Source organism: Sphingomonas sp. MS122, from assembly GCF_049532975.1.
In the GTDB taxonomy this organism is placed as follows: Bacteria; Pseudomonadota; Alphaproteobacteria; order Sphingomonadales; family Sphingomonadaceae; genus Sphingomonas.
Genome location: NZ_CP186695.1, coordinates 369,540 through 394,508, shown reverse-complemented (window position 1 = coordinate 394,508; position 24,969 = coordinate 369,540). Strand labels below are relative to the sequence as shown.

Below are 24,969 nucleotides of genomic sequence, written 5' to 3'. Positions count from 1 at the left end.
TCAGGCGATGGTCTGCGTGCCGGCGACCGGCTCGACCCGTTCGCGGCGCTTCTTGGCGGTCGCGATCAGGTAGAGGCCGCCGACGATCATCGGCACGGTGAGCAGCTGGCCCATGTGCAGGCCCGGGGTCGCGAAGATCGTGCCCTCGAACTGCGAATCATATTCGCGGAAGAACTCGACGAACCAGCGCGACAGGCCGTAGCCGAGCAGGAAGGTGCCGACGAGCTTGCCCGGCTGGTAGCGCGCATCGGTCTTCCAGAACAGGAACCACAGCACGGCGAACAGCAGCAGTCCCTCGAGCCCCGCCTCGTAGAGCTGGCTCGGATGGCGCGGCACATTGCCGCCGGTACGCTCGAACACGATCGCCCAGGCGACATTGGTCTGATGGCCCCACAGCTCGCCGTTCACGAAATTGGCGAGGCGGCCGAAGAACAGGCCGAAGGGGACGCAGCAGGCGACGTAATCGTGGACGCGCAGCCAGCTGAGCTTCTCGCGGCGGCACAGCCACAGGATGCCGAGCGTGACGCCGATCACGCCGCCATGGAAGGACATGCCGCCTTCCCACAATTGCAGCAGCTTGAGCGGCTCGACGAACAGCTGCGGCTGGTAGAAGACCGCATAGCCGAGGCGGCCGCCGATGATGATGCCGATCGTGGCGTAGAACACCATGTCGTCGGCATGGCGGCGGGCCATCGGCGCGCCCGGCTGGGCGAGCAGCTTGAGCAGATACCACCAGCCGATCAGGATGCCCGCGATATAGGCGAGCGAATACCATTTGAGCTGGAAGAAGCCCAGGTCGAGCGCGACCGGATCGAGGCCGAGCTGGCTGAACTGGATATGGTTCGCGGCGGCGCTGGCGGCAGTGGCGGCGGCGGTGGACAGGATCAAGTGGGTGCCTCCCGGGGGTTCGGCGCTGTCCTATCCGCATATCACGGCAAACCCAAGACTTTGGATGTGTGGGGCCTGGGTAGGTTGAACCGCACTCAATCGCTTCGTCATTCCCGCGCAGGCGGGAATCCATTCTGGCTGGCGTTGCGGCTCTATCGCTCCACTAGCGGCAATGGATTCCCGCCTGCGCGGGAATGACGGAATTATAGAAGGGAGTGCGATGACTGGCGCAGCGCTTGAAGCAGCGGTAGAGCCGTAGCGATGGAGCGAAGGAAGGGCATCGATCGGCGCACCTTGCTGATCGGCGGCGGCGCGGGGATCGGGCTGGTGGTCGCCTGGGCGGTATGGCCGCGCGCCTATCTTCCCAATCTGGCGGTGCGCGACAACGAGACCGCATTCGGTGCGTGGCTCAAGATCGCCACCAACGGCCAGGTCACGGTCGCGATCCCGCAATGCGAGTACGGCCAGGGCGTGTTCACCACGCTGCCGCAGGCGCTCGCCGACGAGCTCGGCGCCGACTGGCGGATGGTGGGGGTGGAGCAGGCGCCGCTCAATCCGATCTATGCGAACGCGCTCGGGCTGGCCGAGCTGTTCCCCGGCGTGCTGCCCGAGCGGTTGCAGCGGACCTGGGCGGTGCGCAACGCGCTGATGCTGACGGGCGGATCGACCTCGCTGCGCAGCTTCGAGGCGCCGTTGCGCTCGGCGGGCGCGGCGGCGCGGGCGATGCTGTGCAAGGCGGCGGCGCGGCGCTGGGGCGTCGACTGGCAGGAATGCGACACCACGGGCGGCCATGTCGTCCACGGCCAGCAGCGGCTTCGCTTCGGCGAGCTGGCGGCCGAGGCGGCCGGCGAGACGGTGCCCGACGATCTCCCATTGCGCGACGGCGAGACCGGACGGCTGAGCGGCGAGCCGCTGCCGCGGCTCGACGCCCCGGGCAAGGTCGATGGCAGCGCCAATTTCGCGGGTGACATCCGCTTGCCGAACATGGTGTTCGCGGCGCTGCGCCAGGGACCGGTGGGCACGGTCAAGCTCGCGGCGGTCGACGAGGCGGCGGCGAGGCAGGTGCCGGGGACGCTGCACGTCGTGAAGAACGAGATGTGGGTCGCTGCGGTCGCCAACAACTGGTGGGCGGCGAGCCAGGCGCTCGAGGCGCTCAACCCGCGCTTCGAGGTGGCGGGCCGGGTCGAGAGCGAGACGATCCAGGCCGCGCTCGACGCCGCGTTCGGCGGCGAAGGCGAGCGCATGGCGTCGGCGGGCGACCTTGCCGCGGCGTTCGCGGGCGCGCGCGTGGTGACGGCGGAGTATCGCGCCGGCCTGGCGTTGCACGCCGCGATCGAGCCGATGACCGCGACCGCGGTATGGGAGGATGGCCGGGTGCGGCTGTGGCTGCCGACCCAGGCACCGGGCCTCGCGCGCGACGCGGTGGCGCGAGTGCTGGGGATCGGCACGGGCGACGTGGTGGTGCACCCGGTGCTGGCGGGCGGATCGTTCGGCCAGAATCTGGAGCATCAGGCGGCCGCGCAGGCGGCGCTGATCGCGCGCGAGTTGAAGAAGCCGGTGCAGCTCACCTGGTCGCGCGGCGAGACCAGCGCGCACGATCGCTTCCGTCCGCCTGCGGCGGCGCGGATGACGGCGCGGCTGGGCACGAACGGCAGCATCTCGGGGTGGCTGGCCAAGATCGCGGCGCCCTCGACCGGGCACGAGCTGGCACGGCGGCTGACCGGCGGCGGCGGGACGATCGGCGCGAGCCTGGCGGCGGGCGGAAGCGGCGACGCGTCGGCGGTGGCTGGGGCGCGGCCGCCTTATCGCATCCCGGCGCTGGCGATCGACCATCATCCGGCGGACATCGGGGTGCCGACCGGCTATTGGCGCTCGGGCGCACACAGCTACACCGCCTTCTTCACCGAGAGCTTCATCGACGAGCTGGCGCATGTCGCCGAGGTCGAGGCCTTCTCGTTCCGCATCGCGATGCTGGCGGCCGAGCCGCGGCTGGCGCGGTGCCTGTCGACGGTGACCTCGCTCGGCGGCTGGCAGGGCGGGCTGCCGGGAAGCGGGCAGGGGCTGGCGTGCCATGCCTTCCGCGGCAGCTACATCGCGGTGATGGCCGAGGCGTCGGTCGGCGGCGACCAACGGGTACAGGTCGACCGGCTGGTCGCGGCGGTCGATTGCGGGCGGGTGGTCAACCCGAGCGTGGTCGAACAGCAGATCGAGGGCGGGCTGATCTTCGGCATGGCCGCGGCGCTGGGCGCGACGACCGGCTTCACCGGCAACCGGCCCGACGCGCGATCCTTCCGCGACCTCGAGCTCCCGCGGCTGGCGGACTGCCCGCAGATCATGGTCGAGCTGATCGCGAGCGACGCCGATCCCGGCGGGGTGAGCGAGCTGGCGGTGCCGCCGGTGGCACCGGCGATCGCCAACGCGCTGCATGCCGCGACCGGCGTGCGGCTGCGCCAGCTTCCGCTGATCCCGGGCGGCGAATGACCCCGGCCGGACACCCCATGATCCCCGAGCGCAAGATCGGGGTGCTGCTGGTCAATCTCGGCACGCCCGACGCGCCCGACGCGCCGGCGGTGCGGCGCTATCTCGCCGAGTTCCTGTCGGACCGGCGCGTGGTCGAGATCCCGCCGCTGGTGTGGCAGCCGATCCTGCGCGGGCTGATCCTGCGCACGCGGCCGCGCAAGTCGGCGCATGCCTATGGGCTGGTGTGGACCGATCAGGGCTCGCCGCTGGCGGCGATCACCGCGCGGCAGGCGAAGGCGCTGCAGGACGCGTGGCCGCAGGTGCGCGTCGACTGGGCGATGCGCTACGGCAACCCGGCGATCGGCGATCGGCTCGCGGCGATGAAGGACGCCGGGTGCGAGCGCATCCTGGTCGCGCCGCTCTATCCGCAATATTGCGCGGCCACGACCGCGACCGCCAACGACGCGGCATTCGCGGCGCTGGCGGCGATGCGCTGGCAGCCGGCGGTGCGGACGCTGCCGCCTTACCATGACGAGCCGGCCTATATCGGGGCGCTCAAGGCGTCGGTCGAAGCGCAGCTCGGCGCGCTCGATTTCGAGCCGCAGGCGATCGTGGCGAGCTTCCACGGGATGCCGCAGCGGACGCTGGAGCTGGGCGATCCCTATCATTGCCATTGCGTGAAGACGGCGCGGTTGCTGAGCGAGGCGCTGGGGCGCGAGCTGATCGTCGCCTTCCAGTCGCGCTTCGGGCGGGCGAAGTGGCTGGAGCCGGCGACCGATGCGACGCTGGCGGCCTTGCCGGGCAAGGGCGCCAAGCGCGTCGCGGTGGTCGCGCCGGGATTCGCCGCCGACTGCCTCGAGACGCTCGAGGAGCTGGCGATCCGCGGGCGCGCGACGTTCGAGGCGGCGGGGGGCGAGCGCTTCGCCTATCTCGAGTGCCTCAACGACGGGGCGCCGGGACTACTCATGTTGCGCAACATTCTCGCAAGGGAGCTTGCGGGCTGGACGGAGCTTGCCTAGCCTTTCCTTCAACTATTTCGGGAGAGGTTCATGGCACGGGTAGCGATCGTAACCGGCGGCACGCGCGGGATCGGCGAGGCGATCAGCGTCGCGCTCAAGGACATGGGGATGCAGGTCGCCGCCAACTATGCCGGCAATGACCAGCGTGCGGCGGAATTCACCGAGCGGACCGGGATCAAGGCGTTCAAATGGGACGTCGCCGACTATGACGCGTGCCAGGCCGGGATCGCGCAGGTCGAGAGCGCGCTGGGGCCGGTCGACGTGCTGGTCAACAATGCCGGCATCACGCGCGACGGCACGATCCTCAAGATGACCTACCAGATGTGGAAGGAGGTCATGGACACCAATCTGGGCGGCTGCTTCAACATGGCCAAGGGCACCTTTCCCGGGATGCGCGAGCGCAAATGGGGGCGGATCGTCAACATCGGCTCGATCAACGGCCAGGCCGGGCAGTACGGCCAGGTCAACTATGCCGCGGCGAAGAGCGGCATCCACGGCTTCACCAAGGCGCTGGCGCAGGAGGGCGCGCGCGCTGGGGTGACGGTGAACGCGATCGCGCCGGGCTATATCGACACCGACATGGTGGCGGCGGTGCCGGCCGAGGTGCTCGAGAAGATCGTGGCGAAGATCCCGGTCGGGCGGCTGGGCCAGGCCAACGAGATCGCGCGCGGCGTGGCCTTCCTGTGCTCTGAGGAGGGCGGGTTCGTCACCGGCTCGACGCTGAGCATCAACGGCGGGCAGCATATGTACTGACCCCGGCTTTCGCCGGGGCAGGCTGGGCGCAGGGGCGTCGCCCCGGCGAGAGCCGGGGACGGCCCCGGTGCGCGGCCACAAGCCGCGCAGCGCCCGGCACGGCCGGCGGGTCCGCGTCAGCGGAACCCGTCCGACGCCAGCGCGGGCTCTGCCCGTGCTGAGGCTGCCGGATGGCGCCGTTCCGGACGCAGTTTCCCTCTCCTCTGGGAGAGGGAGGGAGCGTCGGAGGCGCGGAAGGGTGAGGGTGGACGCGAGACTGGCTCGTCCTCACCCTCCCACTCGGCTTCGCCTCGCGGGCCCCTCCCTCTCCCAAAGGGAGAGGGATTTTCTGGCCGCTTCCCAACAGTTGCTACGGAAAAAGGCCGGCCTCCTCGCGGAAGCCGGCCTCCTTCATCTCACGCCGCGGTGCTGTCCAACCCGCGGCGTCAGTGCATCAGAAGCGCGCGCCGAGGCCGGCGACGATCTGGTGGCGCTCGACGTCCGCTTCGTAGTTCGAGTAGCGATACTCGACCTTGCCGAAGAAGTTCTGGCCGAACTTGCGCTCGACGCCACCGCCGACGCGGAAGCCGTCGCCATTCTCGTCGCCGAGGCTGCTCTCGATGCGCGCGTTGGTGTAGCCGGCCTTGCCGTAGATCGCGGTGTTGCCGAGCACATAGCCGATGCGGCCGCCGACATAGAGGTCACGGCTCGCCGAAGCGACGACGGTGTTGCCGCTCTTGAGCTCGGCGGTGGATTCGGCGACTTCGCCCTCGATGCCGAACAGCACGTTGCCGCGCTGCAGGTCGTAGCCGAGGTTCACGCCATAGGCGAGGCCATCGGGGTTATCGACGCCCGCGGTGTTGAGGTCGAGAATGTCGTAGCCGACAACGGCCGAAACATGCGCGCCGTTGAAGGGGGCTGCCTCGTCCTGCGCGAAAGCCGGGGTGGCGGCGGCGGTCAGGGCGACGAGCGCCAGAGCAATCTTCTTCATGTTGTTACTTGTTCCTTTTTTACTGCCCCGGGCGGATGTCTTCCCCCGCCTCGGGGAGCGCGCATCTGGGTGGCGAGGGTCTGAGAAACAAGCGCCAAGGCGTTCGAATCGTGCGATTGGGCGAAGAGTGTTGCTCAACTGATACACTTGGTATCGGATGCAAGTAAGGCCGGCTCCCTCGCGGGAGCCGGCCTCGCTTGTTTCAAACCGCTATCGGCTTAGCGGCGGCAATAGCCCGGACGGTCCGAGCGGTCGATCTCGCGGCCGGCGATGGCGCCGACGGCGCCGCCGAGGATCGTACCGAGGGTGCGGTCGCCGCGGCCGGCGATGGCGTTGCCGGCGAGGCCGCCGGCGATCGCGCCGACGATCGTGCCGCCGTCACCGTCGCGGCACTTCTCGCGCGCCCGGTAGCGGTTGTAGCGGTTGTTGTAGCGGCGGTCATAGCCGCGATAGCTGCGGTAGCCGCGATCGCCATAATAATCGCGGCCGTCGCGATACTCGTAGCGCTGCGCGGCGGCGGGCGTCGCGGGGATCAGCGCGGTACCGGTCATCGCCAGCGCGGCGCCGATCAGGGAAAGCTTCTTGAACATGGTCTTCTCCTTGTTCTGCCGTTTCGTGCGATGCGGCCCCGTGCCGTCATCGTTGAACAAGGGATTCGCATATCCGCGTTGAGCGTTGTCTGAATGTGCCGGTTATCTCCCGTTCAGCGATCGCGGCGGAACGCGCGGGAAGAGGCGGAAGACGGGAAATTGGCCGGTGCGGCAACGAGGGGCCCCGGGGGGAAAGCGCCCATTCCCCGATACGCAACGCGGGGAAACACGGGCGGGGCATCCTCGAGGACGCGCACCGGCTGTTCGGCGGGCGTGCGCGATACGCGAGCACGGCCCGTTGCGCTTGCTGCTAGATGAACGCGGTTGAGCACTGGCTGAACATCGCCGTTATCCAAGGTTCAGCTTTGCGGCGGGAATCGGGCCGCTATGAGGGGGCGCGATGCGTATCCTGCTCTCCGTGCTCCTGCTGCTGCTGTTCGTACCAAGCTGGTCGGGAGACGAGCGGCTGGCACTGCTGCCGGCGAAGGCCGAGATGGCAGCGCATCGGGTGACGCTCGACTGGCGCGATCCCGCGCGCGTGAAGCTTGGCGGGCTGACCTTTCTGGGCGGGGTGTACCTCACCGGGCCGAAGCCCGCATTCGGCGGCTTTTCGGCGATGACGGTGGAGAGCGACCGCTTCACGCTGCTGAGCGACGGCGGGAACATCGTCAGCTTCCGCATGGGACGCGACTGGCAGGTGCGCGCGCCGCGCTTCGCCGAGCTGCCCGATGGACCGGGGCGTGGCTGGCACAAGTCCGAGCGCGACAGCGAATCGCTGACGCGCGATCCGGCGACCGGGCAGCTGTGGGTGGGGTTCGAGCGGGCGAACCAGATCTGGCGCTATGCCCCCGGCTTCGCGCGCGCCGAGGCGCATGCCGCGCCGCCGGCGATGGCGGAATGGCCCGAGAATGGCGGGGCCGAAGCGATGGTGCGGCTGCGCGACGGCAGCTTCATCGTGCTGTCGGAAAGCGAGGACGGGGACGCCAGGGGCACGCGGCGCGGCCTGTGGTTCGCGGGCGACCCGGTGCGCGAACCGCGGCGCGGTTTCGCCTTCAGCTATCGCCCGCCCCGGGGGTTCAAGCCGACCGATATCGCCGAGCTGCCCGACGGGCGGCTGGTGGTGCTCAACCGCAAAGCCTCGCTGCGCGAGGCATTCACCGCGGTGGTGACGATCGTGGACCGGGAATCCGTGGGCGCGGGCCGAATCGCCACCGGGCGGGAGATCGCGCGATTCGCAGCCCCGGTCGTGCACGACAATTTCGAGGCTGTGGCGGTGACCCAGGAGGGGGACGAAACGATCCTGTGGATCGCCTCGGACGACAATCAATGGCGGCTGCAGCGTTCGCTGCTGCTCAAGTTCCGGCTGGAGGCATAGCGGGCGCCAGAACGCCGAACGGCCCGCGTCCCTTGCGGGGGCGGGCCGGTCGAGACGGTAAACCCGAAAGGGGGTTCAGGCCGCGGCGGTCGCCTTCTTGGCGATCTCGCGCTTCAGGCGGCGCGCCTTGAGCGAGAGCTTCTCGTCGCTGGTCTTGAGCAGCCAGTTGTCGAGGCCGCCATTGTGCTCGACCGAGCGCAGGCCGTGCGTCGAGACGCGCAGGCGAACCGAGCGCTCCAGCGACTCCGACAGCAGCGTCACATTCTGCAGGTTGGGCAGAAAGGTGCGCTTGGTCTTGTTGTTGGCGTGGGAAACGTTGTGTCCCACCTGCCGGCCCTTGCCGGTCAGCTCGCAAATGCGCGACATCGCTTGATTCCTAGGTTTATGCCTGTTCCGGTCGTCCCGGAAAGTGCGGCCCGATACCGGGACGGGGGCTTTTCGTCAACCTCGTTCAGCCCGTCGCGTGCAACTTCGATCCGTCATACTGCGTTATTACGCAAACGATTCGATTGGGGAGACTGAAACGATGCGTGCAATCCTGGCGATATTGGGCCTCGCCGCCGTCGTCATCGTGGTGATGATCTCGCTCGGCATGCTGAGCGTCAACATGCAGTCGGGCTCATTGCCGCAGGTCAAGCTCGAAGGCGGCAAGGCGCCCGAGGTCAAGGCCGATGTGGGCAAGGTCGGCATGGGCTATACTAACGAGACGATCCAGGTGCCGACCGTGGTGATGGAGAACAAGACCATCCAGGTGCCGACGGTGGAGGTCGAGAAGGCGCAGCCCGCGCCGGCCGCCAAGGCGCAGTAACGGATCGATTCGCGACGGCATGGCCAAGGACGATGCGCGCGGGCATAGCGGGCCGATGTTTCCGCTGCCCGAACCGATGCGCGTCGCCCTCGATGCCGCCCGTGCCGCCGCGCAGGCGGGCGAGGTGCCGGTGGGTGCGGTGGTGATGCAGGGCGACCGGCAGGTGGCGGTCGCCGCCAATGCGCCGCGCGCCCTTCGCGACCCGACCGCGCATGCCGAGATCCGGGTGATTCGCGAAGCCGCGGCGAAGCTCGGCCGCGAGCGGCTGGAGGATTGCGACCTGTGGGTGACGCTCGAGCCGTGCGCGATGTGCGCCGGGGCGATCGCGCACGCCCGGATCGCGCGAATCTATTATGGCGCGCCGGACCCCAAGGGCGGCGCGGTCGAGCATGGCCCCCGCTTCTTCGCGCAGCCCACCTGCCATCACCGGCCGGAAGTCTATTCCGGGATCGGCGAGGGCGAGGCGGGCGCGCTGCTCAGAGAATTTTTCGCCCTGCGGAGATAGTCGTACGGTTCTGCTGCGCAGAACCGAGTGCAGACTAGCGCATGTCGCTGTCGCGGACCGGGACGATCTTGATCTCGACGCGGCGGTTCTGGGCGCGGCCTTCGAGCGTGGCGTTGTCGGCGACGGGCTGGGTCTCGCCATAGCCGACCGCTTCGAGCCGTGCCGATTCGACGCCGCGCATCGAGAGGTAGCTGGCGACCGCGTCCGCGCGGCGCTCCGACAGCGACTGGTTGTAGGCGTCGGACCCGGTCGAATCGGTGTGGCCGTAGACGTCGACATAGGTCTGGTTGTAGCGGTCGAGGACGTCGGCGACCTTGTCGAGCGTGGGACGGAACTGCGGCTCGATCGTCGAGCTGTCGGTGGCGAAGGTGATGCCCGACGGCATCGACAGGATGAGGTCGTCGCCCCGGCGGATCACCTCGACATCGGTGCCCGCGGTGCGCTCGCGGATCTCGCGCTCCTGCCGGTCCATGTAGCTGCCGATCGCGGCGCCGCCGATCGCGCCGATGCCGGCGCCGATGATCTTTTCAGACCGGTCGCGCCGGCCGCCGACGATGTCGCCCAGGATATAGCCGCCGAGCGCGCCGCCGATCGCGCCGATCCCGGCCTTGGACATGCGCTGCTCGCCGGTCACCGGATCGGTGACGCAGGCGCCGGTGAGCGCGAGCGCCGCGATGGCGGGGACGAGCGGCCAATTGCCGAGGTTACGCATGAACTTCCTCCTCTTGAATTCGTGACCCAGAATCGCGCGAGCGATGGTGTTGTTCCGTCCTCGCATCGACCCGCGATGTAGACGGGCGTTGTGAAACTCAGCTGAATGCGCTTATGGGACGGACAGGCCGATGGACCCGCTCCCCCCATTTCCCTGGATCGACGTCGCGATCATTCTGGCGCTGGTCGCGCTGAACGGCGTGTTCGCGATGTCCGAGCTCGCGATCGTGTCGGCGCGCAAGGCGCGGCTGGAGGCGATGGTGCGCACCGGGCGGCGCGGCGCGCAGACCGCGATCGACCTTGCCGCCGATCCCGGCAAGTTCCTCTCCACCGTGCAGATCGGCATCACGCTGATCGGCATCGTCGCCGGCGCCTATTCGGGGGCGAGCCTCGGCACGCCGGTGGCGGCGCGAATCGCCGCGATGGGGGTCGAGCCGCAGACGGCGCAGACGGCCGGCTTCACGATCGTCATCGCGCTCACCACCTATGCCTCGCTGATCGTCGGCGAGCTGGTGCCCAAGCAGTTCGCGCTGCGCTCGCCCGAGCCGATCGCGGTGGTGATGGCGACGCCGATGAAATGGCTGGCGCGGATCACCGCGCCCCTGGTGTGGCTGCTCGACCAGAGCAGCGCGCTGGTGTTCCGCCTGCTCGGCATGAACCGCGAATCGGAGAATCGCGTTACCGCCGAGGAACTGCACATGCTGGTCGCCGAGGCGACTCATTCGGGGGTGATCGAGGAGCATGAGCGCTCGATCATCTCGGGTGTGGTGCGGCTTGCCGACCGGCCGGTGCGCGAGGTGATGACGCCGCGCACCGAGGTCGACTGGATCGACGCCAATCTCGACGAGGCCGGGATCCGCCAGGCGTTGGCGGAGACCCCGCACACGCGGCTGCCCGTGGCCGAGGGGTCGGTCGACGCGGTGGTGGGCGTGGTGCAGGCGCGCGACGTGGTGACCGCGCTGATCCGCGGCGAGCCGCTCGATCTCAAAGCGCTGATGCATCCCGCGCCCGTGCTGCCCGACCAAGTCGATGCGATGGACGCGCTGGGCGCGCTGCGCCGCGCGGCGGTGCCGATGGGCTTCGTCCATGACGAATACGGGCATTTCGAGGGGATCGTGACCCCCGCCGACCTGCTCGCGGCGATCGCGGGCGAGTTCGCGTCGGACGCCGACGTCGGGGACCATCCGGCGATCACGGTGCGCGACGACGGCTCGCTGCTGGTGTCAGGCCAGCTCGCCGCCGACGCGCTGGCCGAGCGGATCAAGATCGAGCTGCCCGAGGACCGCGACTATGCGACCGTCGCCGGACTCGCGCTCGCGGTGCTCAAGCGGCTGCCGCAGGAGGGCGAGAGCTTCACCGAGCAGGGCTGGCGGTTCGAGATCGTCGACATGGACGGGCACAAGATCGACAAGCTGCTGGTGAGCGAGCTGGACTGAAGCCGTTCAGCGACGCTCGTCGGTATCGGGATTGCGCGCCTCCAACTCACGCTGCGCCTCGATCCGGCGACGGAGCAGGCGCCGGCCGATCACGATGATCGCGATCGCGCCGACCGCGCAGAGCGCAATGATTACGAGGTGAGTCACCGTCACCCACTCGAACATCGCCGCGGCCCCGGCGGTGGATTCGGCTTGCTGGGGTTCGTCCATCGGCTTCGCTCACCTCTCGATCCTGAAATGCGCGGCGCGTGGAAAAGTTCGCGGCGACAGGGTCTTATTCGTGGAGCATATGGGTGAGCCGCTGCCGCGACGCCGGGCGGGATCGCTGGTAGGATGGCGCCATCCTTCGGGAGGGGTTGGAAATGCTCGAGCAGATTGCCGCCGGCCGCACCGACTTGATCTTCGACTGGCTCGCAGAGGGCGGGGACCCGCACGCGCGCATCGAGGGCGCCGACTTGATCGGCTGGGGCACCTATTATGGCGACGTCAGCGCAGTCCGGCGGCTGGTGGAGGCGGGCGTTCCGCTCGACCGGCTGGGCCGCAACCTCGGGCTTGGCGGGGCGGCGTTCCATGGGCATTGGCAGCTGTGCGCCTGGCTGGTCGAGCAGGGCGCGGACGCGGACGATGCCGATCCGGAGACCGGCGAGACGCCGCTGCACAATGCGGTGAGCCGCCGCGACAGCCTGGGAATGGAAGCAGTGGTCGCCGTGCTGCTGGCGGCCGGCGCCGACCCCAACCGGGCGACGATCGCCGGAACCGAGACCGGCTGCTTCATGCGCGACGTGCGCAACCGTGGTGAGGGTGCGCTGCACCGCGCCGCCGCCTATGCGACGCAGGGCACGATCGAGCGGCTGATCGCGGCGGGCGCGGCGCTCGACCAGCGCGATGCGCATGGGGACTCGCCGCTCAGCTGGGCGAGCTGGGCGCTGCGGGACACCGCTGTGCTGTGCCTGCTGCTGTTCCCGCCGCACCGGATCAATCCGGCGCGAACGTCGATGGCGGCCTATCTGGTCGGCGACCCCGACCAGGCGATCGGGAAGCGCGACTAACCGTTCTCGCGCGCCACCTCACGCCAGCCGATGTCGCGGCGGGCGAAACCGGTGGGGAAGTTGATCGCATCGACCGCGCGATAGGCGGCGGCCTGCGCTTCGGTCACGCTCGCGCCGGTGGCGGTGACGGTGAGCACGCGGCCGCCCGCGGCGACGAGCTGGCCCCCGTCGAGCCTGGTGCCGGCCTGGAACACCTGCGCGCCGGTTTCCTCGGCGGCGTCCAATCCGCCGATCGCGCCGCCGGTCTCGGGGGTGCCGGGATAGCCCTTCGCCGCCATCACCACGGTAAGCGCGGTCTCGGCGCCGAAGCGCGGGGCGGGGCGGCTGGCGAGCTCGCCGGTCTCGGTCGCGAGCATCAGGTCGAGCAGGTCGTCCTCCAGCCGCAGCATCAGCACCTGGCATTCGGGATCGCCGAAGCGGGCGTTGTACTCGATCAGCTTGGGGCCGTTGCGGGTAAGCATGAGGCCGGCATAGAGCACGCCCGAATAGGGAATGCCGTCCTTCGCCATCGCCGCGATCGTGGGCCGGATGATCGTATCGATCGCCGCGGCTTCCAGCGCGGGGGTGAGGACGCGGGCGGGGCTGTAGGCGCCCATGCCGCCGGTGTTGGGGCCGGTGTCGCCATCGCCGACGCGCTTGTGATCCTGCGCCGAGCCCATCGCGACGATCGCCTGGCCGTCGGTGAGGATGAACAGGCTGGCTTCCTCGCCTTCGAGGAATTCCTCGATCACCGCTTCGCCGCCGGGCTTCTCGAAGATCGCGGCGATCGCGGCGTCGGCCTCCTCGTCGGTGAAGGCGATCGTCACGCCCTTGCCGGCGGCGAGGCCGTCGGCCTTGATCACCACCGGTCGGGGAAAGTCGCGCGCGAGCGCGGCGCGCGCGGTGGCGAGATCGGTGACGCGGACATAGCCGGCGGTCGGGATGTTCTCGCGCGCGCAGAGATCCTTGGTGAAGCCTTTCGAGCCTTCGAGCTGTGCGGCCGCCTGCGAGGGTCCGAACACGAGGAGGCCCGCGGCGCGCAGGCTGTCGGAGAGGCCGTCGACCAGCGGCGCTTCGGGGCCGACCACGACGAAGCCGATGTTCTGGGTGCGACAGAAGTCGATCACCGCGGCGTGATCGGTGAGCTTGACGTCGTGACAGGCGGCGTACTGGGCGATTCCGGGGTTGCCGGGGATCGCATGGAGGCTATCGAGCCGGGGCGATTGCGCGAGCTTCCAGGCGAGCGCATGTTCGCGGCCACCGGACCCAAGCAACAGGACGTTCATGTCAGACCCCTTCGACGATCAGTTTCCGCCGCGGCTCGTAGCCGAGGGGCGGGAGGGGGACAACGCCGCTCCGCTTTCGGTCGGCGAATTGTCGATGAAGCTCAAGCGCATGGTCGAGGGCGAGTTCGGGCATGTGCGGCTGCGCGGCGAGATTTCGGGGTTCAAGCGCGCGGCGTCGGGGCATGCCTATCTGTGCCTCAAGGATGCCGACGCCGTGATCGACGCGGTGATGTGGCGCGGGCAGGCGGCGCTGGTGCCGTTCAGCCCGCAAGACGGGATCGAGGTGGTCGCGACCGGCAAGCTCACCACCTATCCGGGCCGCTCCAAATACCAGATCGTGATCGAACGGATGGAGCTCGCCGGCGAAGGCGCGCTGATGGCGCTGTTCGAGAAGCTGAAGGCGCAGCTGGCCGGGGAGGGGCTGTTCGATCCGGCGCGCAAGAAGAAGCTGCCGTTCGCGCCGCGCACGATCGGCGTGGTGACCTCACCCACCGGGGCGGTGATCCGCGACATCCTGCATCGGCTGGAGGACCGGTTTCCGACGCATGTGCTGGTGTGGCCGGTCAAGGTGCAGGGGGACGGCGCGGCGCAGGAAGTGGCGGCGGCGGTGCGCGGGTTCGACGCGATGCCGGACGAGGGCGCGGCGCGGCGGCCCGACCTGGTGATCGTCGCGCGCGGCGGGGGCTCGATCGAGGACCTGTGGGCGTTCAACGAGGAAGCAGTGGTGCGCGCGGTGGCGGGGTGCTCGATCCCCGTGATCTCGGCGGTCGGGCACGAGACCGACACGACGCTGTGCGACTATGCCGCCGACATACGCGCGCCGACCCCGACCGCGGCGGCGGAGATGGCGGTGCCGGTGCGCGCGGAACTCGCCAACGGCATCGCCACGCTGGGCCTGCGGGCCGAGCGCTGCGCGCGGCGCTATCACGAGCGCGGCGGCGAGCGGTTGCAGGCGCTGGTGCGCGTGCTGCCCCGGCGCGACGCATTGCTCGGGCCGCAGCGGCAAAAGGCCGACGACATGGGCGCGCGGCTCGACCGCGCCCTGGAGCGGCGGGTGACCGTCGCGCGCGGGGTGCTCGATCGCGCGGCAGGCGCGCTGCGGCCGGCGGTGCTGGAGCGCAAGCTGGAGACGCTACATCATCGGCTGGACGGTTTTCGAAAGCTGCTCGACGCGGTCAATCCCGACAATCTGCTCCAGCGCGGCTATGTCCGCGTCGGCGCCAAGGCGAGCGGCAAGGTGATCGCAAGCGCCGCCGACGCGCGCGCGGCGGGCGCGGTGACGCTCCACTTCCGCGACGGCGTGGTGGATGCGCGGGTTGAGCGGGGCGGCGCCAAACCTTATGCTCCGTCGAAGCCCGAACAGCCCGATCTGTTCTGACCGTCCGTCACGAAGTGAGTAGCGCCATGCTGATGTCGTCCAACACCGCCCGCCCGGCGCGGCTCCATTACATGGCGAACGGCTTTCGCGTGCTCGCGCCCGGCGACCATGTCGTATGCGCGGTGAGCGGCGAGAAGATCCCGCTCGAGGCATTGCGCTATTGGAGCGTGGCGAAGCAGGAGCCTTATGCCACGGCGGAAATCGCGACGCGGGCGATGATGACGCCATGAGGGCATCGGGGGGGCTTGTCATCGCGAGCGCCGCCCTTGGCCTGATGGCCGCCACCGCCGTCGCGCTGATGCCCGCGGATGCGGCGGGCGGGCAGGCGCGGACTTCCGCCGCGCGCAACGACTTCAGCTTCGACGGGCCGATGATTCAGGGCGGTACGGTGCTCGGCACCGCGCCCACGCTGACCAGCCGGCTGACCTTCGACGGCCAGGACGTGCCGGTGGCGGCGGACGGGCGTTTCCTCATCGCCTTCGACCGCGACGCCGGGCCATCGGCGACGATCGTCGCGATGCGGGTCGACGGCAGCACGGTGCGCCGTTCGCTCGCGGTGCAACCACGCGCGTGGCGGATCGAGCGGCTCGACCGGCTGCCGCGCTTTGCGCAGCCTAGCGCGGAATTCCAGCGCCGCCGGCCCGGCGAGCTCGCGCAGATCAACACGGCGCGCGCGATCCGCTCGGCCGCGCAGGGTTGGCGGCAGCGCTTCATGTGGCCGGTGACGGGGCGCATCTCGGGCCTGTTCGGATCGCAGCGCATCTACAAGGGCGAGCCGGGCGCCTATCATTCGGGGGTCGATGTGGCGCGGCCGAGCGGCACGCCGGTGCTGGCGCCGGCCGACGGCGTGGTGATCCTGGCCGCGCAGGCGCCCTTCACGCTCGAGGGCAGGCTGCTGATGATCGACCATGGGATGGGCCTGAACAGCGCGTTCCTGCACCTCTCGCGCATCGACGTGAAGGTCGGCGAGGTCGTGCGGCGCGGCCAGACGGTCGGTGCGGTGGGCGCGACCGGGCGCGCCACCGGGCCGCATCTCCACTGGGGAATGAAGTGGAACGGCGCGCGAATCGACCCGCTGCTGATCGCCGGATCGATGCCCGTCACGGCCGACTGAACCGGCCTCAAAAAGGCATGATGGTTGCGACTGTGACGTTTTTGTCACGTCGGGGTTACAAAAAACGATCTCCCCTTGAACGCCATTGTGTGTGCGCCAGCGGGACATTTATGGTGCCGCGATCTTGCGTGAGGTCCCTCCTGCGCAATCAACAAGGGCGGCAAACGCCCGTACAAAGGGGTGCTACATTATGGTATCGATGGCACGTACGCGCCTGTTGACTTCGACGCTGCTGATCAGCGGCACGATGTTCGCAGTGCCCGCTTTCGCGCAAACCGAAACGCCCGCGCCGGCCGAAGAGGACACCGTCGTCGTCACCGGTTCGCGCATCGTCCGTCCCAACCTCGATTCGAACAGCCCGGTCGCGGTGGTCTCGGGTGAGGAGGCGACCCAGAACGCGGACGTCACGCTCGATACCTTCCTCAACACGCTGCCGCAGGTAAACCCGGCCGGCACGACCACCTCGAACAACCCGGGCAACAACGGCCAGTCGAACATCGACCTTCGCGGCCTCGGCTCGAACCGCAACCTGGTGCTGATCGACGGCCGCCGCCCGATGGTGTCGGCGACGACGATGGCGGTCGACCTCAACACGATCCCGCAGGGCCTGATCGAGCGCATCGAGGTCACCACCGGCGGCGCCGGCGCGGCTTATGGCGCGGACGCGATCGCGGGCGTGGTCAACGTCATCCTCAAGGACGATTTCGAGGGCGTCGACCTTCGCGCGACCTACGCCAACTCGATCCCCGAGACCGACGCGCGCGAGATCCAGATCAGCGGCACGATCGGCGGCAATTTCGCCGACAACCGCGGCAACTTCGCGCTGTCGGTCGAATATTCGGACCGCCAGGGCATGATCAAGGCGCAGCGCGACTTCGCCGCGCAGGCGACCTCGACCACGACGTCGTTCCCGACCGGTTCGTTCACCAACAGCGCCTCGAACCCGATCAGCCAGGCGGCGGTCACCGCACTGTTCCAGGGCTACGGCACGCCGGCCAAGGACATTCCGACGATCTCGCTGCTCGGCTTCAACTCCGACGGCACGCTGTTCGGTCGCGGTACCTTCAACGATCCGCGCGATGTCGCCAACTTCCGCTACGACCTCAGCTCGCCGGCGAACCCGAACCTCAACTATTTCCCCGATTTCTACAGCTACAACTTCGACATCGTGAACATCCTCGTGCTCCCGCTGGAGCGCTATTCGGCGTTCACGCGCGCGAACTACGAGATCAACCCGTCGTTCGAAGTGTTCGTCCAGGGTGCGTACACCAACTACAAGTCGGCTACGGCGCTCGCGCCGACGCCGGTCAGCACCGGCATCGTCAACTCGGGCGACAATGCGGCCTCGGTGCTCAATGCGCGCTCGCCGCTGGTCGCGCCCGGCCAGCGCATCACCGGCTTCGTCGTGCCGGTGACCAACCCGTTCGTGTCGAATGACCTTCGCACGCTGCTCAACACCCGCGTCGGCGATGATCCGCTGCTCACGGGCGCTGGCGCGGCCGAGGGCATCCGCATCGGCTATCGCTTCCTCGGCACCGGCCTGCGCGAGCAGGCGTTCGAGAACGAGGTGATCCAGGGCCTCGCCGGCCTGCGCGGCGAGATCGCCCCGGGCTGGCGCTATGAGGCGTACTACTCGTGGGGCAAGACGGTCATCGACCAGGAGGCTCGCGGCAACGTCAACGTGCAGCGCGTGCAGCAGCTGCTCGAGGCGCCCGACGGCGGCGCCAGCCTCTGCGACGGCGGCTTCAACCCGTTCGGCATCCAGCCCTTCTCGCAGGACTGCGTCGACTTCGTCGACGAAGTGGGCGTGACCAAGACGACCTTCACCCAGAAGATCGCGCAGGCCTATGTCACCGGTGAGCTGGTCGAGCTTCCGGCGGGCCCGCTGTCGGTGGCGTTCGGCGTCGAGAAGCGCGATTTCCGCTACGAGTTCGATCCGGGCTCGCTGTTCGGTCCGATCGCGGGCTTCAACACCAGCACGCCGGACCTCGGCACCAACAGCTTCCTCGACTTCTTCGGCGAGGCGCTGATCCCGCTCGCCAAGAACGCGCCCTGGGCCGAGACGCTCGAGCTCTCGCTCACCGCGCGTCACTCGAAGAGCGACTTCAACGACATCCAGAACGGCATTGACGGCGAGTCGTCGAGCGATTGGGCCTATGGCGGCACGCTCACCTGGGCGCCGATCCCGGAAGTCCGTCTGCGCGGCAGCTACCAGCACTCGGTCCGTGCGCCGAACTTCGGCGAACTGTTCTCGGGCGGCGGCAGCTTCCCGCAGATCTTCGATCCGTGCTCGGTCAACACCCAGTTCCGCCAGAACGGCGGTGCGGCTGCGGCGACCATGTGCCAGACCGCGGGTATCGGCGGCATCGCCGCCTCGACGATCAACAACTTCGTCGCGACCCCGGGTGCGCAGGCGTTCATCACCGCCACGGGCAATCCGAACCTGAAGCCGGAGAAATCGGATGCCTTCACGCTCGGCGCGGTGTTCAACTTCGCCGGCTTCACGGGCTCGATCGACTATTACAACATCAAGATCAGCGACACGATCTTCGCGCCCGACGTGAACGAGATCATCGCCTCGTGCTACGGCTATAACGACCTCAACTCGAGCCTCAGCGCGACGAGCCCCTATTGCCAGGGTATCGCGCGCTCGAACAACAACATCAGCGGCATCTATCTGCCGCCGAGCCTGGGCGGCGATCCGGCGACCGGTTATTTCCAGTTCGTCAACCAGGGGTCGGTCAAGACTTCGGGCATCGACTTCCAGCTCGGCTATCGTCTGCCGACCGAGTTCGTGGGCCCGGCGTCGGCGATCAACTTCAACCTGCTGGTCAACTACCTGTTCGACTTCAAGGTCACCGGCCTCGGCGGCCTGAAGACGGACTATGCCGGCACCGCTTCCTATTTCGGCGCCGGTCTCGGCACCAGCTTCCCCGAATGGAAGGGGACGCTGAACATGGGCTGGAACTTCAACGAGAACCTCTCGTTCCACACCCGTGTCCGCTACATCGACGAGATGGAGAACCGTGCGGCCCGCCAGTATATCGGCGAGACGTTCACCGGGCCGGAATCGGTGTGGTATTTCGACTTCGCGGTACAGGGCCAGGTCGAGAATGTGACGCTGCGTCTGGGCGTCAACAACGCCTTCGACCGTCAGCCGCCGACCTACGCGCCGAACGTGCAGTCGGGCACCGACCCGTCGACCTACGACGTGATCGGGCGCCGCGCCTATGTTCAGGCACGCCTGAAGTTCTGACGGCGACACAGCGGCTTGAAGGAGGGCGGGACTGGTTTCCCGCCCTCTTTTTGTCTAGGCGGCAGCGATGAAGACGATTGCTGAGCAGATGAACGCTGCGATGGCGGCATTTACGCGCGGCGACTATCCGGCGGCACGGGCGCTGGGCGAGGGTGCACTGCGCGCCCAGCAGAACAACGCGGCGATCCTGCAGTTTCTGGGCGTGGCGAGCAGCCAGGCCGGCGACCTCAAGAGCGGCGCGGCCTATTTCCGTCGCGCGATCGCCAATGGCGGCGATACCGCCGACAATCGGATCAATCTGGCGAAGACATTGATGGCGCTGGGCCAGGCCGACGAGGCCATGGCGCTGTGCGACGGACCGGTGGCAGCGGCCTCGCCCGACCTCCAGCGAATGAAAGCGGACATCCTGCGGGCGCAGGGCCGGGGATCCGAAGCCTTGTGGCTTTACGAAACGCTGTCGGCGGAGATGCCAGACGATTTCGAGACGTGGAACAATCTCGGCAATGCGCGGTTCGAGCTCGGCGATCTCGATGGTGCGTTGGGAGCACTCCAGCGCGCGCGGACGATCAATCCCGAATCCGCCGAAGTTCACGTCAACATTGCCCGCGTGCTGGCCGCGGCAGAACGGCACGAGGAAGCGTGTGTGACGATGGAGCGCGCCGCGTTGCTCGCGCCGCGAGACCCTGCGCCGCTGCTCGAGCTGGGGCGGATGCTCACCGCCATCGACCATCCGGCACGCGCGCTGAGGGCGCTGGGCGCCGCCGCCAAGCTCGATGCCCGCGACCCGCGCATCTTTACCGCGATGGGGCTGGCGTTCAGCGATCTGTCCGATCCGCAAAAGGCCGAGCAGGCCTTTCGGTTCGCACTGCGCGCCGGTCCGACGAGCGCCGCGAGCTATCTCGATCTCGGCATCCTGCTCGAAAAAGCCAATCGGGTGGAAGAACTCGATGCGCTGATCGCGCAGGCTGAACGGGCAGGGGCGAAGGGCGCCGAGCTCGACTATCTGCGTGCGCTGTCGGCCAACCGTCGCGGCGAGACCGAACGGGCGCTGGAGCTGGTGCGCCGGACCGAGTCGCGCGCGATCCACCCCGCAGCGGTCGCCCAGTTCCGCGGACAGCTCGCCGACCGGCTCGGGCTGATCGACGAGGCGTTCCTGGCCTTTCAGGAAATGAACCGAATCATGGGTGAGACGCCGCTGGCGGCGCGCGCCGACCGGAGCGCCTATCGCCGGGGGATCGACGGGCTCGCCGAGCAGACCAATGCGGACTGGCTGGCGAGCTGGAAGCAGGGCCCGGAGCCGGGCGATCGCCCCTCGCCGGTGTTTCTTGTCGGTTTCCCGCGTTCGGGCACCACGCTGCTCGATACGCTGCTGATGGGCCATAGCGGCACGCATGTGCTCGAGGAAGTGCCGATTCTGGAGAAGATCGCCGAGGAGATCGGGCCGTTCGAGCGGATCGCCGAGCTCGACGCCGCGGCGATCCGCGACCTGCGCGCGCGCTATTTCGCCGAGGTCGACAAGGCCTCGCCGCCGCCGTCGCGCGACACGCTGATCATCGACAAGAACCCGCTGTCGATGATCCGCCTGCCGCTGATCCACCGGCTGTTTCCCGACGCCAGGATCATCCTGGCGCTGCGCCATCCATGCGACGTCGTGCTGAGCTGCTACATGCAGAATTTCAAGCCGACCGAGGCGATGTCGAGCTTCCTCGACCTCGACAATGCCAGCCGCACCTATGACCGCATCTTCGCCTATTGGGAGCAGTGCCGCGCGTTGCTGCCGGTCGAGGTCCAGGAAATCCGCTACGAGGACATGGTTGCCGACGCCGAGGCGGCATTGCGACCGGTGATCGCGTTCCTCGGCCTGGCCTGGGAAGACGATCTGCTCGATCATCAGCGCACCGCCACCGCGCGCGGCTTTATCCGCACGCCGAGCTACGCCCAGGTGACCGAAAAGGTCTATCGCCGCGCGAGCGGGCGTTGGGAACGCTATGCCGACAAGATGTGGTGGACGCTGCCCGTGCTCGAGCCATGGGTGCGGCGCTTCGGCTATGAGCTGCCGGCCGCGGCGGAGAGCGCCGGCACGGCGTGATTGAAGCGCGTGGCGTTTCGGGTATGATCGCGGCCGATTTCACAACGAGGTCGACCATGTCCGCCCTAGTCGCTCTTGCCGTGCTCGCCGCAGCACCGGCGCAGGCCACCCAACCCGCCACGTCCACTTCGGGTGCCGAAGAGGAGATGGTCTGCAAATATCAGTCGCGCACCGCGACTCGCTTCAAGAAGAAGGTCTGTCACACCCGCGCGGTGTGGGAGCAGATGAGCGAAAATGCGAAGCGGCAGGCGGCCGAGGATTTCCGCAAGCCGACGATCAACATCGCCAGGGAATAGCCCGAGCCTTCAGGCTGTCCCCGGTGACGCTGCAGTGACCGCGGCGAGCCATTCGGGTTCGGGCTGGTCGAGATCGTAATATTCGAAGATCAGGTGGATGCGGTCGCTCGCGCCGGCATTGGTGACGGCGTGCACGCCCATATTGTTGACTTCCGCCGCCTCGCCGACCGGCAGGTGATGGCCGACGCCGTCGACAAAGAAGGTCACTGCATCGTTGGTCTCGAGCGGCACATGGATCTTGTGCGGCCATTTCGCCGCCGGATTGGCGTCGCGATGCGGCTGGATCACCCCACCGGGGCGCATGCGCGCAAGCATCACGCGGGGAAAGACACCGCGGGCATAGCCATAGGGTGCGGTCGCGGCGGCGAGCACGGGCTCGAGCAGCGGCCGCCACTCCGCCCAGAGGGGACGATCGTAACTCTCGCGCCAGTCGCGCAGGTTGGAAACGAAGCGGAAGACGATATGGCGGGTGGAATCGAGCGCCTCGAACTTGTTGGGCTTGCCGGCATTCTCGGCGTCCCACAACGCTTCGGGAATTGCCGCGACCGCAGCGCGTAGCGCGCCGACCTCGACCGGGCCGAGGCGGCGGATGGACTGAGTCTTGCGCGGGTTGGGATACATGGCGGCCTCGCTCAGAACTCGTAGCCGAACAGCTCGAGGTCGCGGGCATAGAGCCGCGCGACGCCGTCCTTGAGCTGCTGGTCGTAATAGCTGCGATACTCGGCATGCTTCGAGCTGTTGGCGCGGCCGAGCGGCGCGGAGGGGATGCCGATCCGCTCGCAGATCGCGTCATAGCTCGCCTGCATCTCCTCGACCCGGCCGAGCTGGTCGGCGAGCAAGGTCCCGTCGGGCGCGCAGACGAAGCTGTGCTGCGGGCGGAACACAATGTGGTGATGCGGTGGCGCGACGAACAGGAAGTGGCGCATCACGCCTTGGGGATCGCGCTCGAAGCTGCCCTGCTGGCTGGTCGCGAAGGCGCAATAGGAGACGAAGCGCTCGAACGGATTGCGGACGAAGGCGAATTTGAAATAGCCGCCGAACAACTCCTCGCCCAGCACCGGACGCAGCTCCGCGAGGCTGATATGCCCATGGCCGAGCCGGGCGAGCTCGGGCCAGGGCAGGCGCTTCTCGACGAACAGGCGCACCTGCTCGAGATCGTCGGGTCCGAGATGCTCGCGTAGCGCCTGGCGGACCGAATGCGTGCCGGTCTTGGGAATCGCGGTGAAGACGAAGCGATGTTGGTGCGAAATGATCATGCGTGCGGCTTCAGGAGGCGAGACGGACCGCGGCGGGTGCGGGATCGGGCGCGGCAACGTCGAGGATGAGCTCGCCGAGCGCGCGCGCCAGCGTCACCTGGTTCTGCAGCGGCAAATTGCCGCCGCCGCTCGCCATCAGATCTTGGCGCAATCCGGCGATCAGGCGGCGATAGTCGGGCAAGCCGGCGGGCGATCCCTCATATTCGGACCAGGTCGAACTCCACGCCGCGGCGAAACGGTCGAGGCGGTTGAGCACGGCCGCCAGCCGGGGGTTGGGCAGCACATAGTCGGTGAGGAAGGCGATGTGGCAGCGCACTTCCCAAGGCGACATGATCTTGTGCATGTCGACCGTCTCGAACCGCAGCGGCCGCGGCGGGCGGGCCGGGGGCGCGGCGGTGCCGCTGTTGGCCGCGTCGATCAGGTCCCATATCTCCTCACCCTCGACGGTGTCGAGCACGAGGTGGACGCGCTTGTCGACGCCGCCGTTGCGGACATTGTGCATCTGAAAGGAATCGAACACCCAGCATTCGCCCGGCGCCATGTGCACGCTCTGCTCGCCGCAGGTGAAGCGCACGTCGGGATTGGTGATCACCGGAATGTGGATGCGCATGTGCGTGCGCCAGTGATAGTTGACGTCGACATGCGGAGGCACGACCGCACCGGGGCCGAGGCCCATCAGCCGGCTGCGGCCCCATACCGCGCCGATCTCGCCCATCACTTCCATGACAGAGGGGCAGGCGCGCAGATGCTCGGTCGCCGCCATTCGACCGGTGAAGCCGTTGGTCATCTGACCCTCGGGCGTGACCAGCAGCACCGCGTCGTTGCCGGGATAATTGCCGGGGTGCGGCAGCCACGCGGTCGCGGGCAGCGCGCGCACCTCGGCGGCGAGCCGGTCGGCATCGAACGACTTGGGAAGCTTCAGCAGCGGCTGGTTGAGGCGCATGGCGTATTTTCCGCCATGCGCGCGCGCGAATCAAGGGCGCGCGGACGCCGAGTGCGAGCGCAGCCACCCTGTTACCGAGACGCGTGGCTCCGGAACCCAGGGCCAGACATGGCTGACGCTATGCACCGCGGGGACGGTGAAGAGGCGCAGCGCGTTGAAGGCGGGGGCGAAGCCGTGGTCGATTTCGCGCTCGCCGTCGTGGAACAGCAGCAGCCCGCCCCATTCGGCGCGCCATCCGGGCGTGAGGCCCAGCACATAGGCGGCGTGGCGTCCCTTGCCCGCGACATCGTCGTCATGGCGGGTGAGGAAATGGCCGGGGCCGTAGGCGGTGGCCTGGGCGTCGGCGAACTCGACCGGTGCGCCGGTGATGCCGCGCAGCAGTCCGATCACCGGCGGCGAAGAGAGGAAGGTCGCGAATCGGTCGAGCAACGTATCGCCGCGCGTGCCCGGATCATCCGCGACGCGGATGCTCTCGTAGCGATACTGGAAGCCATGCAGCGCGGATTCGCCGATCTTGCGGTCGAGCGTGGCGCGTTGGTCGGGCGTGAGTGCCGCGGCGGCGGTGCGCGGCATCTCATAGACCTTCTCGCCGGCGTTCATCACCAGCATCCAGTCCGCGCGGCCGGCAAGGTGCTCGCGGAGCGCGTTGGCGGCAGTGTCGGTCAGGAACGGCTCGATCGAGATGCGGCCGCTCGCGCGATAGGCGGCGGTCAGCGCATCGGGATCGATGCCGGGATGCAGTGCGAAATCGGGATCGGCAGGGGCAGCCATCGCGCGATGGCTGCCCGCTGCCGCTGTCCTTGTCAAA

25 protein-coding genes are annotated in these 24,969 nt (G+C 68.4%); 14 read left to right on the top strand and 11 right to left on the bottom strand.

Going from position 1 to position 24,969, the window contains the following annotated elements:
- On the bottom strand, positions 1–888 hold the full coding sequence (gene lgt / locus ACO227_RS01835; protein WP_423604805.1) for a prolipoprotein diacylglyceryl transferase: 888 nt from the start codon (positions 886–888) through the stop codon (positions 1–3).
- 261 nt (positions 889–1,149) lie between these two features.
- Here lgt and ACO227_RS01830 point away from each other — a divergent pair, with 261 nt between their 5' ends.
- The 3 genes from ACO227_RS01830 to phbB are packed head-to-tail and all read left to right on the top strand — an operon-like array spanning position 1,150 to position 5,120.
- Positions 1,150–3,369 carry a molybdopterin cofactor-binding domain-containing protein gene (locus ACO227_RS01830; RefSeq protein ID WP_423604803.1) on the top strand — a complete coding sequence of 740 codons (2,220 nt, stop codon included), beginning with the start codon at positions 1,150–1,152 and terminating at the stop codon, positions 3,367–3,369.
- Positions 3,366–4,367, top strand: coding sequence for a ferrochelatase (gene hemH / locus ACO227_RS01825; RefSeq protein WP_423604801.1), 1,002 nt, complete (start codon positions 3,366–3,368; stop codon positions 4,365–4,367). The genes ACO227_RS01830 and hemH overlap by 4 nt, the downstream gene beginning before the upstream one ends.
- A gap of 30 nt (positions 4,368–4,397) precedes the next feature.
- Positions 4,398–5,120 carry an acetoacetyl-CoA reductase gene (phbB, locus tag ACO227_RS01820; protein WP_423604800.1) on the top strand — a complete coding sequence of 241 codons (723 nt, stop codon included), beginning with the start codon at positions 4,398–4,400 and terminating at the stop codon, positions 5,118–5,120.
- A gap of 433 nt (positions 5,121–5,553) precedes the next feature.
- Here phbB and ACO227_RS01815 read toward each other — a convergent pair whose 3' ends face one another.
- Together ACO227_RS01815 and ACO227_RS01810 are read right to left on the bottom strand one after the other, a co-directional pair.
- Positions 5,554–6,090 carry an outer membrane protein gene (locus ACO227_RS01815; protein WP_423604798.1) on the bottom strand — a complete coding sequence of 179 codons (537 nt, stop codon included), beginning with the start codon at positions 6,088–6,090 and terminating at the stop codon, positions 5,554–5,556.
- 218 nt (positions 6,091–6,308) lie between these two features.
- Positions 6,309–6,680, bottom strand: coding sequence for a glycine zipper 2TM domain-containing protein (locus ACO227_RS01810; protein WP_423604796.1), 372 nt, complete (start codon positions 6,678–6,680; stop codon positions 6,309–6,311).
- Positions 6,681–7,080: 400 nt separating this feature from the next.
- Here ACO227_RS01810 and ACO227_RS01805 point away from each other — a divergent pair, with 400 nt between their 5' ends.
- On the top strand, positions 7,081–8,055 hold the full coding sequence (locus ACO227_RS01805; RefSeq protein WP_423604794.1) for an esterase-like activity of phytase family protein: 975 nt from the start codon (positions 7,081–7,083) through the stop codon (positions 8,053–8,055).
- 75 nt (positions 8,056–8,130) lie between these two features.
- Here the strand turns inward: ACO227_RS01805 and rpmB are convergent, their stop codons facing one another.
- Complete coding sequence (gene rpmB, locus ACO227_RS01800; RefSeq protein ID WP_423604792.1) at positions 8,131–8,421, bottom strand: 50S ribosomal protein L28; 291 nt, start codon at positions 8,419–8,421, stop codon at positions 8,131–8,133.
- A 160-nt stretch (positions 8,422–8,581) separates the two neighbouring features.
- Here rpmB and ACO227_RS01795 point away from each other — a divergent pair, with 160 nt between their 5' ends.
- Together ACO227_RS01795 and ACO227_RS01790 are read left to right on the top strand one after the other, a co-directional pair.
- Positions 8,582–8,863 (top strand): hypothetical protein, encoded by a 282-nt coding sequence (locus ACO227_RS01795; protein ID WP_423604790.1) that lies wholly within the window; start codon positions 8,582–8,584, stop codon positions 8,861–8,863.
- Between the two features lie 76 nt (positions 8,864–8,939).
- On the top strand, positions 8,940–9,368 hold the full coding sequence (locus tag ACO227_RS01790) for a nucleoside deaminase (protein ID WP_423607429.1): 429 nt from the start codon (positions 8,940–8,942) through the stop codon (positions 9,366–9,368).
- A 34-nt stretch (positions 9,369–9,402) separates the two neighbouring features.
- Here the strand turns inward: ACO227_RS01790 and ACO227_RS01785 are convergent, their stop codons facing one another.
- The gene (locus ACO227_RS01785; protein ID WP_343518532.1) at positions 9,403–10,080 is read right to left on the bottom strand and encodes an OmpA family protein; all 678 of its coding nucleotides are present in this window, start codon (positions 10,078–10,080) and stop codon (positions 9,403–9,405) included.
- Positions 10,081–10,210: 130 nt separating this feature from the next.
- On the opposite strand from ACO227_RS01785, the gene ACO227_RS01780 reads away from it, so the two are divergent.
- Positions 10,211–11,515, top strand: a complete 1,305-nt coding sequence (locus tag ACO227_RS01780; protein WP_423604788.1) for a hemolysin family protein — start codon at positions 10,211–10,213, stop codon at positions 11,513–11,515.
- A gap of 6 nt (positions 11,516–11,521) precedes the next feature.
- On the opposite strand, the gene ACO227_RS01775 is transcribed toward ACO227_RS01780, so the two are convergent.
- Complete coding sequence (locus tag ACO227_RS01775; protein ID WP_423604787.1) at positions 11,522–11,725, bottom strand: hypothetical protein; 204 nt, start codon at positions 11,723–11,725, stop codon at positions 11,522–11,524.
- A 152-nt stretch (positions 11,726–11,877) separates the two neighbouring features.
- Between ACO227_RS01775 and ACO227_RS01770 the strand changes: the two genes are divergently transcribed.
- Positions 11,878–12,564, top strand: coding sequence for an ankyrin repeat domain-containing protein (locus ACO227_RS01770; protein WP_423604786.1), 687 nt, complete (start codon positions 11,878–11,880; stop codon positions 12,562–12,564).
- Here ACO227_RS01770 and purD read toward each other — a convergent pair.
- Positions 12,561–13,829, bottom strand: a complete 1,269-nt coding sequence (gene purD, locus ACO227_RS01765; RefSeq protein ID WP_423604785.1) for a phosphoribosylamine--glycine ligase — start codon at positions 13,827–13,829, stop codon at positions 12,561–12,563. The genes ACO227_RS01770 and purD overlap by 4 nt on opposite strands.
- Between purD and xseA the strand changes: the two genes are divergently transcribed.
- The 6 genes from xseA (at position 13,828) to ACO227_RS01735 (ending at position 21,962) form a co-directional block, all read left to right on the top strand.
- Entirely contained in the window at positions 13,828–15,207 is a 1,380-nt protein-coding gene (xseA, locus tag ACO227_RS01760) for an exodeoxyribonuclease VII large subunit (RefSeq protein WP_423604783.1), read from the top strand. The genes purD and xseA overlap by 2 nt on opposite strands.
- Before the next feature lie 26 nt (positions 15,208–15,233).
- Positions 15,234–15,437: a DUF2093 domain-containing protein gene (locus ACO227_RS01755; RefSeq protein WP_423604781.1), complete on the top strand. Its 204-nt coding sequence runs from the start codon at positions 15,234–15,236 to the stop codon at positions 15,435–15,437.
- 44 nt (positions 15,438–15,481) lie between these two features.
- On the top strand, positions 15,482–16,321 hold the full coding sequence (locus tag ACO227_RS01750) for a M23 family metallopeptidase (protein WP_423604779.1): 840 nt from the start codon (positions 15,482–15,484) through the stop codon (positions 16,319–16,321).
- Positions 16,322–16,520: 199 nt separating this feature from the next.
- Entirely contained in the window at positions 16,521–19,577 is a 3,057-nt protein-coding gene (locus ACO227_RS01745) for a TonB-dependent receptor domain-containing protein (RefSeq protein ID WP_423604777.1), read from the top strand.
- Between the two features lie 67 nt (positions 19,578–19,644).
- A complete protein-coding gene (locus ACO227_RS01740; RefSeq protein WP_423604776.1) occupies positions 19,645–21,666 on the top strand; it encodes a tetratricopeptide repeat-containing sulfotransferase family protein in 2,022 nt (673 codons plus the stop codon).
- A gap of 56 nt (positions 21,667–21,722) precedes the next feature.
- Complete coding sequence (locus ACO227_RS01735) at positions 21,723–21,962, top strand: hypothetical protein (RefSeq protein WP_423604775.1); 240 nt, start codon at positions 21,723–21,725, stop codon at positions 21,960–21,962.
- 9 nt (positions 21,963–21,971) lie between these two features.
- On the opposite strand, the gene ACO227_RS01730 is transcribed toward ACO227_RS01735, so the two are convergent.
- From ACO227_RS01730 to ACO227_RS01715, 4 genes are read right to left on the bottom strand one after another with little or no spacing between them, the layout of a single operon-like run.
- Positions 21,972–22,583: an aspartyl/asparaginyl beta-hydroxylase domain-containing protein gene (locus ACO227_RS01730; protein ID WP_423604773.1), complete on the bottom strand. Its 612-nt coding sequence runs from the start codon at positions 22,581–22,583 to the stop codon at positions 21,972–21,974.
- Between the two features lie 11 nt (positions 22,584–22,594).
- Positions 22,595–23,218: a sulfotransferase family 2 domain-containing protein gene (locus ACO227_RS01725; protein ID WP_423604771.1), complete on the bottom strand. Its 624-nt coding sequence runs from the start codon at positions 23,216–23,218 to the stop codon at positions 22,595–22,597.
- A gap of 10 nt (positions 23,219–23,228) precedes the next feature.
- A complete protein-coding gene (locus tag ACO227_RS01720) occupies positions 23,229–24,161 on the bottom strand; it encodes an aspartyl/asparaginyl beta-hydroxylase domain-containing protein (RefSeq protein WP_423604769.1) in 933 nt (310 codons plus the stop codon).
- A 30-nt stretch (positions 24,162–24,191) separates the two neighbouring features.
- The gene (locus ACO227_RS01715) at positions 24,192–24,932 is read right to left on the bottom strand and encodes a 2OG-Fe(II) oxygenase (protein ID WP_423604767.1); all 741 of its coding nucleotides are present in this window, start codon (positions 24,930–24,932) and stop codon (positions 24,192–24,194) included.
- Positions 24,933–24,969: the final 37 nt, after the last annotated feature.